Below are 14,946 nucleotides of genomic sequence, written 5' to 3' on the forward strand. Positions count from 1 at the left end.
TCTATTTGATTAATTTGGAATTTTGCATACTGGAATAGGCTCCATTTTATGCAAATTTTCTTTTCTTATACTTTCGTACTTTACTCTATTCTGTGAGTTAGGATTATCCATAGCTTCTTCTAGTTCGTGGTAATGTAAACCCAGTTGGCCTTCATCTGTTCGACCATCATCCCATAAACCATCGGTTGGTGCTGCTTCAATTATTTCTTTTAAAATTCCAAGCTCTTTTCCAATTCCCCAAACTTCTGTTTTATTACAATCAGCTATTGGAGATATATCAACTCCACCATCACCATATTTTGTGTAAAATCCAACACCAAAATCTTCTACTTTATTTCCTGTACCAACCACTATACCTTTGTTAGCAGCAGCTACTTGATAAAGAGTGGTCATTCGTAATCTTGCTCTAGAATTTGCCATCCCATGTTCGTTGTTAAATTTAGACAAGGTAGAAGTAAAAGCTGAAAACAATTCATCTAAGTTAATTGTGTGGGCCTCAACGTTTTTAAATTTGTTAACTAGCCACTCTTGATGTTTTAAACTTAAATCGTGTTGTTGAGATTTTTGTTTAATTGGCATTGATAATACAATTGTTTTTAATCCAGTCATTGCGCTTAAAGTGCTTGAGACAGAAGAGTCTATCCCTCCAGAAATTCCAATAACTAATGATTGAGCCTTACTTGGCATATTATTGGCATAATCTTTTATCCAATTAGATATAAAATTTACTTTTTCTGAAGCGTTCATAATTTATAATTATTAGTTGTTGGTATCTTTTACAATGTTTTAAGATGCCGCTCTGTCTGCATTTTTAGAATATGAGCTATTCTTTTTAATCTCATCAGAAATTAAAAAGGCTAATTCTAATGCTTGATTTGCGTTAAGTCTTGGATCACAATGAGTATGATATCTAGATGATAAATCTTTTTCTGATATTTTTTGGGCTCCACCAATACATTCAGTAACATTTTGGCCAGTCATTTCTATATGTAAACCTCCTGCATAACTTCCTTCGCTTTGGTGACATGCAAATACATTTTTAACTTCATTTAAAACACTATTAAATGGTCTCGTCTTAAATCCAGTAGCTGCTTTGACCGTATTCCCATGACAAGGATCACATGACCAAATTACATTTAAACCCTCTTTTTTAATTGATCTAATTAATTTGGGTAAATGTTTTGAAACATTATCAGCTCCAAATCTAGAAATTAAAGTTATCTTACCTTTGTCATTAGTTGGATTAATTTTATTACAAAGATTTATTAAATCTTCTGGTTTTAAAGTTGGTCCACATTTAATTCCTACTGGATTTTCAATACCTCTGCAAAACTCAACATGTCCCCCATCAAGTTGTCTGGTTCTATCTCCAATCCAAACAAAGTGAGCTGAAGTATCATGATTTTCTCCAGTTGTAGAGTCTGTTCTTGTCATTGTTTCTTCAAAGGGTAACAGTAATGCTTCATGTGAAGTCCAAAAATTAACTGTCTTTAATCTTCTGTTAAAATCTGAATTAATTCCACAAGCATCCATAAAAGCTAGTGCATCAGCTATTCTATCTTCTAAATCTTTAAATCTCTTTAGTGTTGGACTATTTTTAATAAATCCTAAGTTCCAATTATGAACATTTTGAAGATCAGCAAAACCACCATGACAAAAAGCTCTAATAAGATTTAACGTTGCAGCTGATTGAGAGTAAGCTTTAAATAATCTTTTTGGATCAGGAACTCTTGATTTTTCATTAAATTCCATACCATTAATATTGTCCCCTAAATAACTTGGAAGTTCCAAACCATCTTTAGATTCAACTGGTGAACTTCTGGGTTTTGAAAATTGACCAGCTATTCTTCCAACTTTTACAACTGGTAAAGATGCTGAGTAAGTTAAAACTAATGACATTTGTAACATTAGTTTAAATGTGTCTCTAATATTATCTGGATTAAATTCTGCAAAACTTTCAGCGCAGTCTCCTCCTTGAAGTAAAAATGCTTTTCCATCCACCACATCAGCAAGTTGATCTTTCAAATGCCTTGTCTCACCAGCAAATACTAAAGGTGGGAATGTTCCAATCTTATCCAACACCGTATCTAATTCCTTTTTATCAGGATACTCAGGGATGTGTTTTACAGGATATTTCCTCCAGCTATTTTTTTTCCAATTTTTCATATTCAACTGGTGATTGTTTTAACAGAGTTTAGATTTTATTCAACAGTTACTGATTTGGCCAAGTTTCTTGGCTTGTCTATATCATAACCTTTTTTAAGGGCTGAATAATATGCAAGTTTTTGAAGTGGGATAGTTAAAAGAAATGGAAGTAAATCATCATTTGTAGTTTCTACCTCAATTTTTTCCCAGATATTTTCAGATACAACTTCATCTTTACTTTTATTAGTAATTAATAAAACTTTAGCTCCTCTAGCAACTACTTCCTGCATATTTGAAATAGTTTTTTTGTAATAGTTATCTCTTGGAGCCAAAACTACAACGGGCATACCCTCCTCAATTAAAGCTAACGGTCCATGTTTCATTTCTCCAGCAGGATAACCTTCAGCGTGAACATATGACAACTCTTTAAGTTTTAACGCACCTTCTAATGCAATTGGATAAGAGAAACCTCTGCCTAAAAACATTGATCCTTTAGCTTCATTAAATGTTGAAGCAATAGCCTGGACATCGTTATCAATTAGTAATGTTTCTTCAATTAATTTTGGTAAATTTTTTAGATCTTTTATTTTTTCTTGATAATCTATATTTTCAATTTCTTTTCTTAATGATGATAATTTTAATGACAAAATATACAAAACGAGTATTTGACCTAAGAAAGCTTTAGTGGATGCAACACCTATTTCTGGACCACAATGAATTGGTAATACAAAATTTGAGTCTCGAGCAATTGAACTTTCAATTACATTTACAACAGCACAAGTTTTCATATTATTCTTGTTACATAAATCTAAAGCAGCATAAGTGTCAGCAGTTTCACCCGATTGAGATACAAAAATATATAAAGTATCATTTTTAAACCTATTTTTTCGGTATCTAAACTCTGATGCAATATCGATGTTGACGTCTAAAGTTGTTAATTCTTCAAACCAATACTTAGCCATTAAACAAGAGTGAAACGCTGTACCACAACCAATCAACATGATTGATTTAATTTCATCTATTTTCCAGGGGAAATTATAAATATTGATGTCTTTATTTATACTATCTACATATTCTTTAATTCCAGTTTTCAAAGTTTCAGGCTGTTCTTCAATCTCTTTAGCCATAAAATGTTTGAAATCACCTTTGTCATATTTTTGCTGGTCAGAAGAAAGCTCTAAAACTTTTTTATTAATCTTTATTCCATCTTCGTTAAAAAAATTAACCTCATCTTTCTTAATAAAACAAAATTCACCATCTTCTAAATAAGTTATCTTATTGGTCATCGATTTTAGAGCATAAGAATCTGATCCAAGGTAATTTTCATTAGGACCATATCCAACTGCCAAAGGAGAGCCTCGTCTTGCACCTATAATTAAATCTGGCATATCTTTAAAAATAATTCCTAATGCAAAACTCCCATGAAGCTGTTTTAAAGTTTTTGTAATAGCCTCTTGTAACTCAGATGTTTTAAGGTTTTCTGTAATAAGATGAACAATTACTTCAGTATCTGTTTGCGATTTAAATTTATGTCCTTTACCTAATAAATATTTTTTCAATAATGTTGAATTTTCAATTATACCATTATGAACTATCGAAACATTTTCTGATGAATGCGGGTGTGCATTAACACTATTTGGCACTCCATGTGTTGCCCATCTGACATGACCGATACCAATATTTCCTGAAAGATTTTTTAAATCAAAATTATTTTCTAAATTTTCTACTCTGCCCTCAGATTTAACTTCATTGATAAAACCATCGGACAAGGTAGCAATGCCTGCTGAGTCATAACCTCTGTACTCTAATTTTTTTAAAGAATTAATAATGCTACTTGATACAGACTTGTTGCTAGATATCCCTATTATACCACACATATATTATTTTCTTTTATAATTTTTTACTTCAGTTTGTTTAGATCTTGTAAGAGCTAAAGATTTCTTTTTTACATTTTTTGTTATTACAGAGCCAGCGCCGACTATGCTTTCTTGATCTATAGTAACTGGTGCTACTAGTGATGAATTTGATCCAATAAAAACTTTATCTTTTATTCTTGTCTTGCTTTTTTTAACACCATCATAATTACAGGTAATTGTTCCAGCACCTATATTAACAGATTTACCAAGGTTACTATCTCCAATATAAGATAAATGGTTTACTTTGGATTTTTTTCCAACAACACTTTTTTTTATTTCAACAAAATTTCCAATTTTAGATCCTTCTTTTAAAATAGTATCTGGTCTTATTCGTGCGTAAGGTCCAACTTGAACTTTATTTTCAATTTTACAAGACTCTAAATGTGAAAATGATCTTATTGTGACATTGTTTCCAATTTTTACATTCTTCCCAATAACAACATAAGGTTCAATAGTTACATTTTTTCCAATTTTAGTATCATTTGAAAAAAAAATTGTTTCAGGTCCAAGCATTTTAACGCCACTTATTAAAAACTTATTTCGAAGTCTATCTTGAATTTTTTGTAAATTTAATTCTTTCATTTTAAAATGCTTTATATTAAGTATGTGCCTTAATTAATTCACATAATATTTCTTTAAAAAACTTTTGATATGAAGCAAAAATTCACAATTTTATTTGATTTAGACGGCACTCTTGTAGATACAGCCCCAGATTTAATGTTAGCTCACAACCATGTAATGAGAAAATTTGGTTATCCTACTAAATCAACTGAAGATATTAGAAATTTAGTAGGCAAAGGTGCTGGAGCTTTAATTGGAAGATCTATATGGGGACAAGCCAAAAAAGAATTTAGTAAAGTTTTAGATGAAAAGATTAAAGATGAAATGGTTAAAGAGTTTGTAAATTTCTATGGAAAAAATATTGTTAACGAAAGCACTCTAGTAACTGGAGTTAAAGATTTTTTAATATGGTGCAAGGAAGAAAATATTTCTATGGCCGTTTGTACTAATAAACAAGAGCATCTATCTAATGATCTTTTAAAAAAGATCGGAATTTATGATTTTTTTGAATATGTAGCTGGTTCAGATACTTTTGATTATTGCAAACCAGACCCAAGACATCTAACAAATGTAGTAGAGATATTAGATGGTGATATAAAAAAAACTATAATGATTGGTGATAGCGAAACTGATGCAAATGCTGCTAAGGCTGCTGAGATACCAGTAATTTTATTGGAAAATGGATATACTGAAAAAAATACAACTGAAATATATCATAATCACCTTATAAAAGACTTCATTGGCATTGAAAAAATAATATCAAAATATCTTTAAGATTGATTAATTTTTTTTAACTATTAAAACAAAATCACTATTAAGGAGTTATTTTGTTATTACATACAGTTAAAGTTTACCCATCTAAAATCAAGCTTCCTAAAAAAAAACAACTAGCTTGGAAAATAGCTGAAATAGCAAGCGATAATGTGGCTTTGAATAAAGATGCAACAGAAATGGTGATCAATAGAATTATTGATAATGCATCTGTTGCAATAGCATCTCTCAACAGAAAGCCTGTTATTTCTTCAAGAGAAATGGCTTTAAAACATTCTAGAAAAAATGGTGCTACTTTATTTGGTGTAAATTCAAAACTTAAATTTGATTGCGAATGGGCTGCATGGTCAAATGGAACTGCTGTTAGAGAACTTGATTTTCATGATACTTTTTTAGCAGCTGACTACAGTCACCCAGGAGACAATATCCCTCCTCTTTTGGCAGTTGCTCAACAAAATAATATTAATGGGTTAGATTTACTGCGTGGAATTATTACTGCCTATGAAGTTCAGGTAAATCTAGTTAAAGGAATTTGTTTACATAAACATAAAGTAGATCATATAGCTCATTTAGGACCAAGTGTTGCTGCGGGTTTAGGTTCAATGCTTAAACTCAATACTGAAACAATTTATCAAGCAGTTCAACAAGCACTTCATACAACTGTATCAACAAGACAATCCAGAAAAGGTGAAATTTCAAGTTGGAAAGCTTACGCACCTGCTCATGCAGGTAAACTTGCAATTGAAGCTGTAGATAGAGTTATGCGTGGCGAAGGTGCACCTAGTCCAATATATGAGGGTGAAGATAGCGTTATAGCAAGAATATTAGATGGGAAAAAAGCTAATTATAAAGTGCCACTTCCTAAAAAAGGAGAAGTTAAAAGAGCTATCCTTGAGACTTATACAAAAGAGTATTCTGCTGAGTATCAATCACAAGCATTAATTGATTTAGCTAAAAAGCTTAAGACTAAAATTCCTAATCTTAACCAAATTAAAAAAATTGATATATTTACAAGTCACCATACTCATTACGTAATTGGAACTGGAGCAAATGATCCTCAAAAAATGGATCCAAATGCAAGCAGAGAAACACTTGATCACTCTATAATGTATATTTTTGCTGTTGCTCTAGAAGATGGAGACTGGCACCATGTAAGATCTTATACAAAAAATCGAGCTAATAAAAAAAGTACTATTAAAATTTGGAAATCGATTACAACTTATGAAGATAAGAAATGGACTAAAAAATATCATGATCCAAATCCTATGAAAAAGTCTTTTGGGGCCAAGGTAGTGGTCACTTTAAACAACGGTAAAAGAATTACCGAACAACTTGATAGAGCTGATGCTCATCCTTATGGTGCTAGACCGTTTAAAAGGCAAAATTATATTAATAAGTTCTTAACTTTAACAGATGGTATTCTTAACAAGAGAGAAAGTGATCGTTTCTTAAAAATAGTTCAAAATTTAAAAAATTTAAAATCAGGTCAATTAAATAAACTAAATTTAGAAATTAAGAAAAGTGATTTAAAAAGAAATTTAAAAAAAGGAATATTTTAGTGCATTTTGTTGACAAAGAGCCAAGCCAAAAAAGAATAGATTTTGTTGAAAAATTAAAATCAAATAAAATATTAAGAGTTCCAGGAGCCTATAATCCATTAACAGCAAAATTAATTGAAGAAATTGGGTATGACGCAGTTTATATATCGGGTGGTGTTATGGCTAATGACCTTGGCTTTCCCGATATTGGTTTAACAACATTGCAAGATGTTAGTACTAGATCTTATTTAATTTCAAGAGTTACTAATTTACCTACAATCGTAGATATAGATACAGGTTTTAAATCTTGTAAAGAAACTATTGAAACTTTTGAAGAATTTGGAATTACAGCTGTTCATTTAGAAGATCAAATCGAAAGAAAGAGATGTGGGCACCTTGATAATAAAGAATTGATCTCGACAGAAGCTATGGTTAATAAAATTAAAGAATGTGTGGCAGCTAAAAAAGATAGTAATTTTAAAATAATCGCAAGATCAGATGCTAAAGGTGTTGAGGGTATTGATAAAATGATTGATAGATGTAAGGCATATATTGATGCTGGTGCTGAAATCATATTTCCAGAAGCCTTACAGGATGAAAAAGACTTTGAAAAAGTAAGAAAGGAACTTTGTTGTTATTTATTAGCTAATATGACTGAATTTGGTAAATCAAAACTTTTTAATTACAAAGAACTAGAGAATTTTGGATATAATATTGTGATTTATCCAGTCACTACACAAAGGTTAGCAATGAAAAATGTGGAAGATGGATTAAGAGACATTTATGCGAATGGACATCAGAATAATATTATTGATAAAATGCAAACTAGAAAAAGACTATATGAGTTAGTTGAATATGAAAAATACAACTCTCTTGATGAAAAAATTTATAACTTTAGTACGGAAGGACATGAATAATGAGTGATGAAATAAAAAAAGGTTTATTGGGGATAGTGGTTGATGAAACGGAAGTTTCAAAAGTAATGCCTGAAATAAACTCTCTAACTTATAGAGGTTATGCTGCTCAAGATTTATGTGAATATTGTAGGTTTGAAGAAGTTGCTTATTTAATTTTAAATAAAGATCTTCCAAACTCAATTCAATTAAAACATTTTGAAAAAGATGAAAAAAATAACAGAGAGTTATCAAAAAACTTATATGAGATAATAAAGCATATGCCAAAAAAATCTCACCCTATGGATGTAGCAAGGACAGCTGTAAGTGTAATGGGTTTAGAGGATAAAGAAACTTCAGACTCTTCACCAGAAGCTAATATGAGAAAAGCTTTAAGAATTTTTGCAAAAACCCCAACTGCTTTAGCTGCATTTTATAGAATTAGAAGTGGAAAAAAAATTATTAAACCTAAAAAAGAGTTAACTTTTGCTGAAAACTTTTTCTACATGTGTTTTGGGAAAGTTCCTCAAAAAGAAATTGTAAAAGCTTTTGATGTATCTTTAATTTTATATGCTGAACATAGTTTTAATGTTTCAACTTTTACTGCAAGAACTATTACAAGTAGCTTATCAGATATTCATGGAGCAATAACAGGTGCTATCGCAAGTTTGAAAGGCCCATTACATGGTGGTGCCAATGAAGAAGTAATGCATATGATGAGAAAAATAAAAAAACCTGAAAATGCATTAAAATGGATCAATAATGCCCTTAAAAATAAAGATGTAGTAATGGGATTTGGTCACAGAGTTTATAAATCAGGAGATTCTAGAGTTCCAACTATGCGAGAATACTTTGGAAAAGTTGCTAAAATTAAAAAAGATAAAACTTTTGAAAAAATCTACGACATTGTTGAAAAAGTGATGATCAAGAAAAAGAATATTCATCCGAATGTGGACTACCCAACTGGTCCTACTTATCATTTGATGGGATTTGATACTGATTTCTTTACACCAATATTTGTAATTTCAAGAATTACAGGTTGGTCTGCCCATATAATGGAGCAGCATGCTGCTAACAAACTTATACGACCGCTTGCCAAGTATAAAGGTAGTAAGCATCGAAAAGTTATGGAATTAAATTATAGGTAATTTTAGCTTTTTTCTATTTTTGCAAATCTATCATCACATATAATAGAACAGTTAAAGTCATTTTTATTTACAAACTCATCAATTGCTTGTTTAACGCCGGGCGCTTGTTTTAAGTCATAATCATCACATAAAACTGTCCCATTATTAATTATTACTTCATAACAACAATTAAGATCATTGAGCACAGTGTTATATTCATGCCCACCATCTAAAAAGACATAATCAATTTTTGACATATCAATTTTTTTTAACACTTTATTTGAGTTACCTTTGATTAAATTAATATTATTTTTAAATTTAGCTAATAATTCCTCTACAGCTTCTAAACTATATGGGTTTTGTCTTTTTATATATTTGTAATAAAATTGTTTTACTGGATTTGATGAAAAGGTAGTATTAGGTATTACCTCATTTTTATTTTCATCACTCTCTTCAAATAAGTCCAAACCAATGTAATTAAAGTCATTTCTATGAATTTTAAATAAAAGTTCACAAACATTTCTAGCTGTTACTCCATGAAAAACACCAATTTCTAAAAAAGTTTTAGGTTTTTTTTCTAAGACTTCATCTAAAAAAAAAGAACCTACTCCTTTTTGCTTTAAACTAGTTTTTCGGTAGTATTTTTTATATTCCAAAATTAACTAAAAGCTTCCACCCAGGTACCTTGGGTTGATGCTTTAGAGTATTCTGTTGCACGACCTTCAAAGAAGTTCATGTGCTCAACAGCATTCAACATTGTATCTAGCCAAGTTAAAGGATTTTTTTGCACATCATAAATTGGCTCTAGACCTAATTGAGTAAGTCTTCTGTTAGCTATAAATCTAATGTAATCTTTAACTTCTTGAGCAGTTAAACCTTCCATTGGACCCATTTCAAAAGCAAGATCAATAAAAGCATCTTCATGTTCAATGATAGTTCTACACGCTTCATAAAGTTCTTTTTTTAGTTTTGGAGTCCATATTTCAGGGTTTTCATTTATGAATTCTTTGAAAACTCTAATCATAGAATTACAATGGAGAGTTTCATCTCTAACAGACCAAGTAACAATCTGACCCATTCCCTTCATCTTGTTGTGTCTTGGGAAATTTAAAAGGATTGCAAAGCTTGCAAACAATTGAAGACCTTCTGTAAATGCACTAAACACGGCAACTGTTTTTGCAATATCTTCTTTAGAATTTACATTAAAACCTTGCATGTAGTCATATTTATCTTTCATCTCTTTATATTTCATGAAAGCAGAATATTCTGACTCTGGCATTCCAATAGTGTCTAGTAAATGAGAGTATGCTGCTACATGGACAGTTTCCATTGAAGCAAAAGCTGTCATCATCATTAAAACTTCAGTTGGTTTAAATACCGTAGTATAATGTCTAAGATAACAATTACTAACCTCAACATCAGCTTGAGTAAAAAATCTAAATATTTGAGTTAATAAATTTTTTTCAGATTGAGTTAAATTTTTTTGCCAATCTCTAACATCATCCCCTAGTGGCACCTCTTCTGGTAACCAGTGAATTCTTTGTTGTGTTAACCACGCATCATAACACCATGGATATCTAAAAGGTTTGTAAACCGGATTCTCAACTAATAAACCCATTTTTTTTGGTTGGATTATTTCATTATTTGGTGTCTTAATTTTTTCTGCTACTGACATGATAGGCACTCCTCGTATTCTGGTTCTTCAGATTTAGTTTGTTTGCTTTTATAAACGTTGGCCAAAACATCTGTTGATTTTGCATCATTGATATTTTCTGCTCTTTGGATTGATTTTGATCTACAGTAATAAAGACTCTTTAAGCCTTTTTTCCAAGCATCAAAATGAATTTTGTGTAGCTCTTTTTTGTGAACATCGGCTGGTAAAAATAAGTTAACTGACTGAGCTTGAGATATAAATGGAGTTCTGTCTCCACTTAATTCAATAATCCATTGCTGATTTAGCTCAAATGCTGTTTTAAAAACATCCTTTTCTAAATCAGTTAAAAAACTTAAATGAGATACAGAGCCTTGATTAGTTGTAATTGTAGACCAAGTTTCATCATCATTTTTCCCATGACCTTCAAGGATTTCTTTCAAATACCTATTTCTAACATTGAAAGAGCCTGACAAAGTTTTATGAGTATAACTGTTAGCAGCAATCGGCTCTACCCCTGGTGATGCTCCACCACAAATAATTGAAATTGAAGCAGTTGGTGCAATAGCTGTTTTATTTGAAAATCTCTCTTGATATCCATACTCTGCAGCATCTGGACAGGCACCTCTTTCTTCTGCTAAATCTTTTGAAGCTTTATTAACTTGTTCATCAATTTGTTTAAATATTTTTTTATTCCAAGATTTTGCCATCACTGACTCAAGTGGAATTCTATTTTTTTGTAAAAAAGAATGAAAACCCATTACACCCAACCCAACACTTCTTTCTCTCTCTGCTGAGTATTTTGCATCCTTGAATTGGTCAGGAGCTTTTTTTATAAAATCAGTTAGAACATTATCCAAAAACCTCATAACATCGCTAATCATGTCTGGGTCATCTTTCCACTCTTCATACTTTTCTAAGTTTAATGAAGACAGACAACAAACTGCAGTTCTGTCTCTTCCATCTTTATCAATTCCTGTTGGCAATGTTATTTCACTACATAAGTTTGATGTTTTAACAGTTAGGTTAGCAAGTTTGTGATGCTGAGGAATTAATCTATTCACTGTATCAATGTAGATTATGTAAGGTTCACCTGTTTCAATTCTTGCAGTTAATAATCTTATCCATAAATTTCTAGCTGATATTGTTTGCTGAACAGTGCCATCTGCAGGACTTTTTAGTCCCCACTGCTCATCATTTTCAACGGCTCTCATAAATGCATCTGAAAGTAAAACACCGTGGTGTAAATTTAATGCTTTTCTATTTGGATCACCACCTGTAGGTCTTCTCATTTCAATAAATTCTTCAATTTCAGGATGATCGACTGGTAAATAACAAGCAGCAGATCCTCTTCTTAAAGAACCTTGGCTAATTGCCATCGTTAAAGAATCCATGACTTTAATAAAAGGAATTATTCCAGATGTTTTTCCAACTTTACCAATTTTTTCTCCAATAGATCTAAGGTTGCCCCAGTAACTTCCAATACCACCACCTTTTGCCGCTAACCAAACATTTTCACTCCAAAGATCAAGAATTCCTCCTAAGCTATCTGATGCTTCATTTAAAAAACATGAAATAGGCAAACCTCTTTTAGTTCCCCCATTTGATAAAACAGGTGTTGCAGGCATGAACCAAAGGTTGCTTATGTAATTATAAATTCTTTGTGCATGTAAATTGTCATCTGCATATGAGCTTGCAACACGCGCGAACAAATCTTGAAAAGATTCGTTATGACCAAGATATCTGTCTTTTAAAGTTGCTTTACCAAAATCAGTTAAGTTTGCATCTTTAGATCTATCGATCTTAATTATGATTCCTTTATCATTTTGAAAAAGTTCAGTTTCAGTACTTAAAGAAAATAGATCAGGTCTATTTCCTTTTGATACTTCTTTTACTTCTGGGCTGTATTCAGAGACAGCTTTCTTTAGGGCCTGTGATAGAATCTTATTCATAATTAATACTATATTTTGTTATTGTGACGAAAACAACTACATGTTGTATGCGTTTCTTGTTAATATACTATATAAACAACTATTCAATAGAACATTTATAGAACGCGACAAAAAATATTTCAATAAAAAAATATAAAAAAGGTTAAGTAATTAACAAATGAATAAAAATATAAAAATAGACCCCTATGGCTTTAGAGAATATGACGCTCGCTGGTTGTACGAAAAGGATATTAGTAAAGAGGGAATCACGAATCTTGGTAAGGGTTTGGGCTCTCAAATAAAAATTCATACTAAAAAAGATAATCCAAGGGTAATAGTTGGACACGATTATAGATCTTATAGTGAGGAAATTAAAAGTGCTCTTAAAAAAGGTTTGATCTCAACAGGCTGTCATATTGAGGATGTAGGTTTATCGTTGTCACCAATGGTTTACTTTGCTCAATTTAATTTAGATGCAGATGCAGTTGCCATGATTACAGCAAGTCATAATGAAAATGGTTGGACCGGTGTAAAAATGGGTATCAAAAAAGGTTTAACTCATGCACCAGAAGAGATGAAAGAATTAAAAGATATCACATTAAATGAAAAATTTTCAAACGGTGAGGGTAATGAGAAGCAAATAGAAAATTTTCAACAAGTTTATAAAGATGATTTAATAAATGGTAATAAGATCAAAAAAAAATTAAAGGCCGTTGTTGCTTGTGGAAATGGTACTGCAGGAGTTTTTGCTCCTGATATTTTAAGAGGAATTGGTTGTGAAGTTATCGAACTTGATTGTGAATTAGATTGGACTTTTCCCAAATACAATCCTAATCCAGAAGATTTAGAAATGCTTCATGCAATTGCAAAAGCTGTTAAAGATAATAAAGCAGACATAGGTTTTGGCTTTGATGGTGATGGAGATAGAGTTGGTGTTATAGATAACGAAGGAAATGAAATATTTTCAGATAAAATTGGTTTATTAATAGCAAGGAGCTTATCTACTAAACATAAAAATTCTAAGTTTGTGGTAGATGTAAAGTCAACAGGATTATACTCAAAAGATAAGGTTCTTTTAGAAAATAACTGCAAAACTATTTATTGGAAAACAGGTCACTCTCACATTAAAAGAAAAGTAAATACTGAAAAAGCTTTGGCTGGTTTTGAAAAAAGTGGCCATTTCTTTTTTAACCAACCTTTAGGTTATGGTTACGACGATGGAATTAATTCAGCTATACACGTATGTCATTTACTTGATGATCAAAATAAAAAAATGAGTGAAATAATAAATGAATTACCACCCACTTATCAAACTCCTACTATGGCTCCTTTCTGTAAAGATGAAGAAAAATACCAGGTTGTAGAAGATTTAGTTAAACAAGTTGAGGAAATTAAAAATAACAAAACTAAAATTGACGATCAAATAATAGCGGAAGTATTAACAGTTAATGGGATAAGATTTTCTTTTGACGATGGTTCTTGGGGACTGATTAGAGCATCTTCAAACAAACCATCACTAGTGATTGTAACGGAAAGTCCTACATCAAATATTAGAAAGAAAAAAATATTTGAATTTATTGATGATTTACTTCAAAAAACTGGAAAAGTTGGTGAATATGATCAAAAAATTTAGCCTAATTTTTCTACTATTCTTGCTAGTACCCTTAAAAAGTTATGCTTTTAGCGAGCAAAATGAGCAGCAAATGTATATTGGCTGCTATCAGAATTCAAAACAGTATTTAGGTGCAGACAAAGCAAAAGCTTATTGCGAATGCACTGTTAATAAATTAAGCGAAAAGTTTTCTGATGACGAATTAGATAGAGTATTCAAGCAAAAACCAGAGGATATTATTAAAGATACTGAATTTGCATCTAAATTTTGTGAAAATAAAATTCTTCAATAAAGTTATACAACAAATCAAAGATTCAATCAAAACGTGCTTAGTTATTTAGTGAGAATCAGATAATTATTTTAATGAGGTGATGGAGGGAGACTGAAGTCACCTCTTCTTATTTAAAAGCTTTATTAAACTTTTGCGTCATAATAGATAAGGCTGCTGTGGTATACTTTTTACCTTTTACAACCCATACAGATAGTGGCCATGAACTATCTTTTTTACTTCTTGCAATAATATGAATGTGTAACTGAGGAACCATATTACCAATTTTTTCGATATTTAGCTTTGAGGTTTTAAATAATTTTTTCATAATGTTGCTTACGTGAACAATTTCTTTCATAAGTAAAATTTGATCTTTAGAATTTAGATCACTCATATCAGTAATCTTATTTTTTTTGGGAATTAGAATAACCCATGGAAATTTAGAATTATCATGAAGCCTAATACTACATAATTCAAGTTCCGCTATATAATGTGAAGACTTTAAAAATTTCTTATCAATTTTAAAAGGCATA

General features: G+C 31.0%; 14 protein-coding genes. 6 read left to right on the top strand and 8 right to left on the bottom strand.

What is annotated here, in order from left to right; genetic code table 11:
* Nucleotides 1-9: 9 nt before the first annotated feature.
* From nadE to AC5SLZ_RS03755, 4 genes are read right to left on the bottom strand one after another with little or no spacing between them, the layout of a single operon-like run.
* The gene (gene nadE / locus AC5SLZ_RS03740) at nucleotides 10-747 is read right to left on the bottom strand and encodes an NAD(+) synthase (protein WP_494614996.1); all 738 of its coding nucleotides are present in this window, start codon (nucleotides 745-747) and stop codon (nucleotides 10-12) included.
* Nucleotides 748-786: 39 nt separating this feature from the next.
* A complete protein-coding gene (locus AC5SLZ_RS03745) occupies nucleotides 787-2,166 on the bottom strand; it encodes a class II 3-deoxy-7-phosphoheptulonate synthase (RefSeq protein WP_028036860.1) in 1,380 nt (459 codons plus the stop codon).
* A gap of 35 nt (nucleotides 2,167-2,201) precedes the next feature.
* Nucleotides 2,202-4,022 (bottom strand): glutamine--fructose-6-phosphate transaminase (isomerizing), encoded by a 1,821-nt coding sequence (gene glmS, locus AC5SLZ_RS03750; protein WP_494614998.1) that lies wholly within the window; start codon nucleotides 4,020-4,022, stop codon nucleotides 2,202-2,204.
* Between the two features lie 3 nt (nucleotides 4,023-4,025).
* Nucleotides 4,026-4,643 (bottom strand): DapH/DapD/GlmU-related protein, encoded by a 618-nt coding sequence (locus AC5SLZ_RS03755; RefSeq protein ID WP_494614999.1) that lies wholly within the window; start codon nucleotides 4,641-4,643, stop codon nucleotides 4,026-4,028.
* 69 nt (nucleotides 4,644-4,712) lie between these two features.
* On the opposite strand from AC5SLZ_RS03755, the gene AC5SLZ_RS03760 reads away from it, so the two are divergent.
* Genes AC5SLZ_RS03760 through AC5SLZ_RS03775 form a run of 4 tightly spaced genes read left to right on the top strand, consistent with a single transcriptional unit; the run spans nucleotide 4,713 to nucleotide 8,972 of the window.
* Nucleotides 4,713-5,396, top strand: coding sequence for an HAD-IA family hydrolase (locus tag AC5SLZ_RS03760; protein WP_494615000.1), 684 nt, complete (start codon nucleotides 4,713-4,715; stop codon nucleotides 5,394-5,396).
* 53 nt (nucleotides 5,397-5,449) lie between these two features.
* Nucleotides 5,450-6,952: an MmgE/PrpD family protein gene (locus AC5SLZ_RS03765; protein WP_494615002.1), complete on the top strand. Its 1,503-nt coding sequence runs from the start codon at nucleotides 5,450-5,452 to the stop codon at nucleotides 6,950-6,952.
* Nucleotides 6,952-7,848, top strand: coding sequence for a methylisocitrate lyase (gene prpB / locus AC5SLZ_RS03770; protein ID WP_494615003.1), 897 nt, complete (start codon nucleotides 6,952-6,954; stop codon nucleotides 7,846-7,848). The genes AC5SLZ_RS03765 and prpB overlap by 1 nt, the downstream gene beginning before the upstream one ends.
* A complete protein-coding gene (locus AC5SLZ_RS03775; protein WP_494615004.1) occupies nucleotides 7,848-8,972 on the top strand; it encodes a bifunctional 2-methylcitrate synthase/citrate synthase in 1,125 nt (374 codons plus the stop codon). The genes prpB and AC5SLZ_RS03775 overlap by 1 nt, the downstream gene beginning before the upstream one ends.
* A 2-nt stretch (nucleotides 8,973-8,974) precedes the next feature.
* Here the strand turns inward: AC5SLZ_RS03775 and AC5SLZ_RS03780 are convergent, their stop codons facing one another.
* The 3 genes from AC5SLZ_RS03780 to AC5SLZ_RS03790 are packed head-to-tail and all read right to left on the bottom strand — an operon-like array spanning nucleotide 8,975 to nucleotide 12,554.
* Nucleotides 8,975-9,607 carry a class I SAM-dependent methyltransferase gene (locus tag AC5SLZ_RS03780; RefSeq protein ID WP_494615005.1) on the bottom strand — a complete coding sequence of 211 codons (633 nt, stop codon included), beginning with the start codon at nucleotides 9,605-9,607 and terminating at the stop codon, nucleotides 8,975-8,977.
* Between the two features lie 2 nt (nucleotides 9,608-9,609).
* The gene (locus AC5SLZ_RS03785; protein ID WP_271483897.1) at nucleotides 9,610-10,626 is read right to left on the bottom strand and encodes a ribonucleotide-diphosphate reductase subunit beta; all 1,017 of its coding nucleotides are present in this window, start codon (nucleotides 10,624-10,626) and stop codon (nucleotides 9,610-9,612) included.
* Nucleotides 10,617-12,554, bottom strand: coding sequence for a ribonucleoside-diphosphate reductase subunit alpha (locus tag AC5SLZ_RS03790; RefSeq protein ID WP_494615007.1), 1,938 nt, complete (start codon nucleotides 12,552-12,554; stop codon nucleotides 10,617-10,619). Before AC5SLZ_RS03790 ends, AC5SLZ_RS03785 begins: the two co-directional genes overlap by 10 nt.
* A gap of 157 nt (nucleotides 12,555-12,711) precedes the next feature.
* Between AC5SLZ_RS03790 and AC5SLZ_RS03795 the strand changes: the two genes are divergently transcribed.
* On the top strand, nucleotides 12,712-14,166 hold the full coding sequence (locus AC5SLZ_RS03795; RefSeq protein ID WP_494615008.1) for a phosphomannomutase/phosphoglucomutase: 1,455 nt from the start codon (nucleotides 12,712-12,714) through the stop codon (nucleotides 14,164-14,166).
* A complete protein-coding gene (locus AC5SLZ_RS03800) occupies nucleotides 14,150-14,437 on the top strand; it encodes a hypothetical protein (RefSeq protein ID WP_494615010.1) in 288 nt (95 codons plus the stop codon). The genes AC5SLZ_RS03795 and AC5SLZ_RS03800 overlap by 17 nt, the downstream gene beginning before the upstream one ends.
* Nucleotides 14,438-14,543: 106 nt before the next feature.
* Here the strand turns inward: AC5SLZ_RS03800 and AC5SLZ_RS03805 are convergent, their stop codons facing one another.
* Nucleotides 14,544-14,945 carry an HIT domain-containing protein gene (locus tag AC5SLZ_RS03805; RefSeq protein WP_034412330.1) on the bottom strand — a complete coding sequence of 134 codons (402 nt, stop codon included), beginning with the start codon at nucleotides 14,943-14,945 and terminating at the stop codon, nucleotides 14,544-14,546.
* Nucleotide 14,946 lies beyond the last annotated feature (1 nt).

The organism is Candidatus Pelagibacter sp. PS_06, from assembly GCF_059418045.1.

Excerpts from the sequence above, each read along its gene's own strand:
- nadE (WP_494614996.1), bottom strand. The coding sequence starts at position 747 with ATGAACGCTTCAGAAAAAGTAAATTTTATATCTAATTGGATAAAAGAT.
- AC5SLZ_RS03745 (WP_028036860.1), bottom strand. The coding sequence starts at position 2,166 with ATGAAAAATTGGAAAAAAAATAGCTGGAGGAAATATCCTGTAAAACAC.
- glmS (WP_494614998.1), bottom strand. The coding sequence starts at position 4,022 with ATGTGTGGTATAATAGGGATATCTAGCAACAAGTCTGTATCAAGTAGC.
- AC5SLZ_RS03755 (WP_494614999.1), bottom strand. The coding sequence starts at position 4,643 with ATGAAAGAATTAAATTTACAAAAAATTCAAGATAGACTTCGAAATAAG.
- AC5SLZ_RS03760 (WP_494615000.1), top strand. The coding sequence starts at position 4,713 with ATGAAGCAAAAATTCACAATTTTATTTGATTTAGACGGCACTCTTGTA.
- AC5SLZ_RS03775 (WP_494615004.1), top strand. The coding sequence starts at position 7,848 with ATGAGTGATGAAATAAAAAAAGGTTTATTGGGGATAGTGGTTGATGAA.
- AC5SLZ_RS03785 (WP_271483897.1), bottom strand. The coding sequence starts at position 10,626 with ATGTCAGTAGCAGAAAAAATTAAGACACCAAATAATGAAATAATCCAA.
- AC5SLZ_RS03790 (WP_494615007.1), bottom strand. The coding sequence starts at position 12,554 with ATGAATAAGATTCTATCACAGGCCCTAAAGAAAGCTGTCTCTGAATAC.
- AC5SLZ_RS03795 (WP_494615008.1), top strand. The coding sequence starts at position 12,712 with ATGAATAAAAATATAAAAATAGACCCCTATGGCTTTAGAGAATATGAC.
- AC5SLZ_RS03800 (WP_494615010.1), top strand. The coding sequence starts at position 14,150 with ATGATCAAAAAATTTAGCCTAATTTTTCTACTATTCTTGCTAGTACCC.
- AC5SLZ_RS03805 (WP_034412330.1), bottom strand. The coding sequence starts at position 14,945 with ATGCCTTTTAAAATTGATAAGAAATTTTTAAAGTCTTCACATTATATA.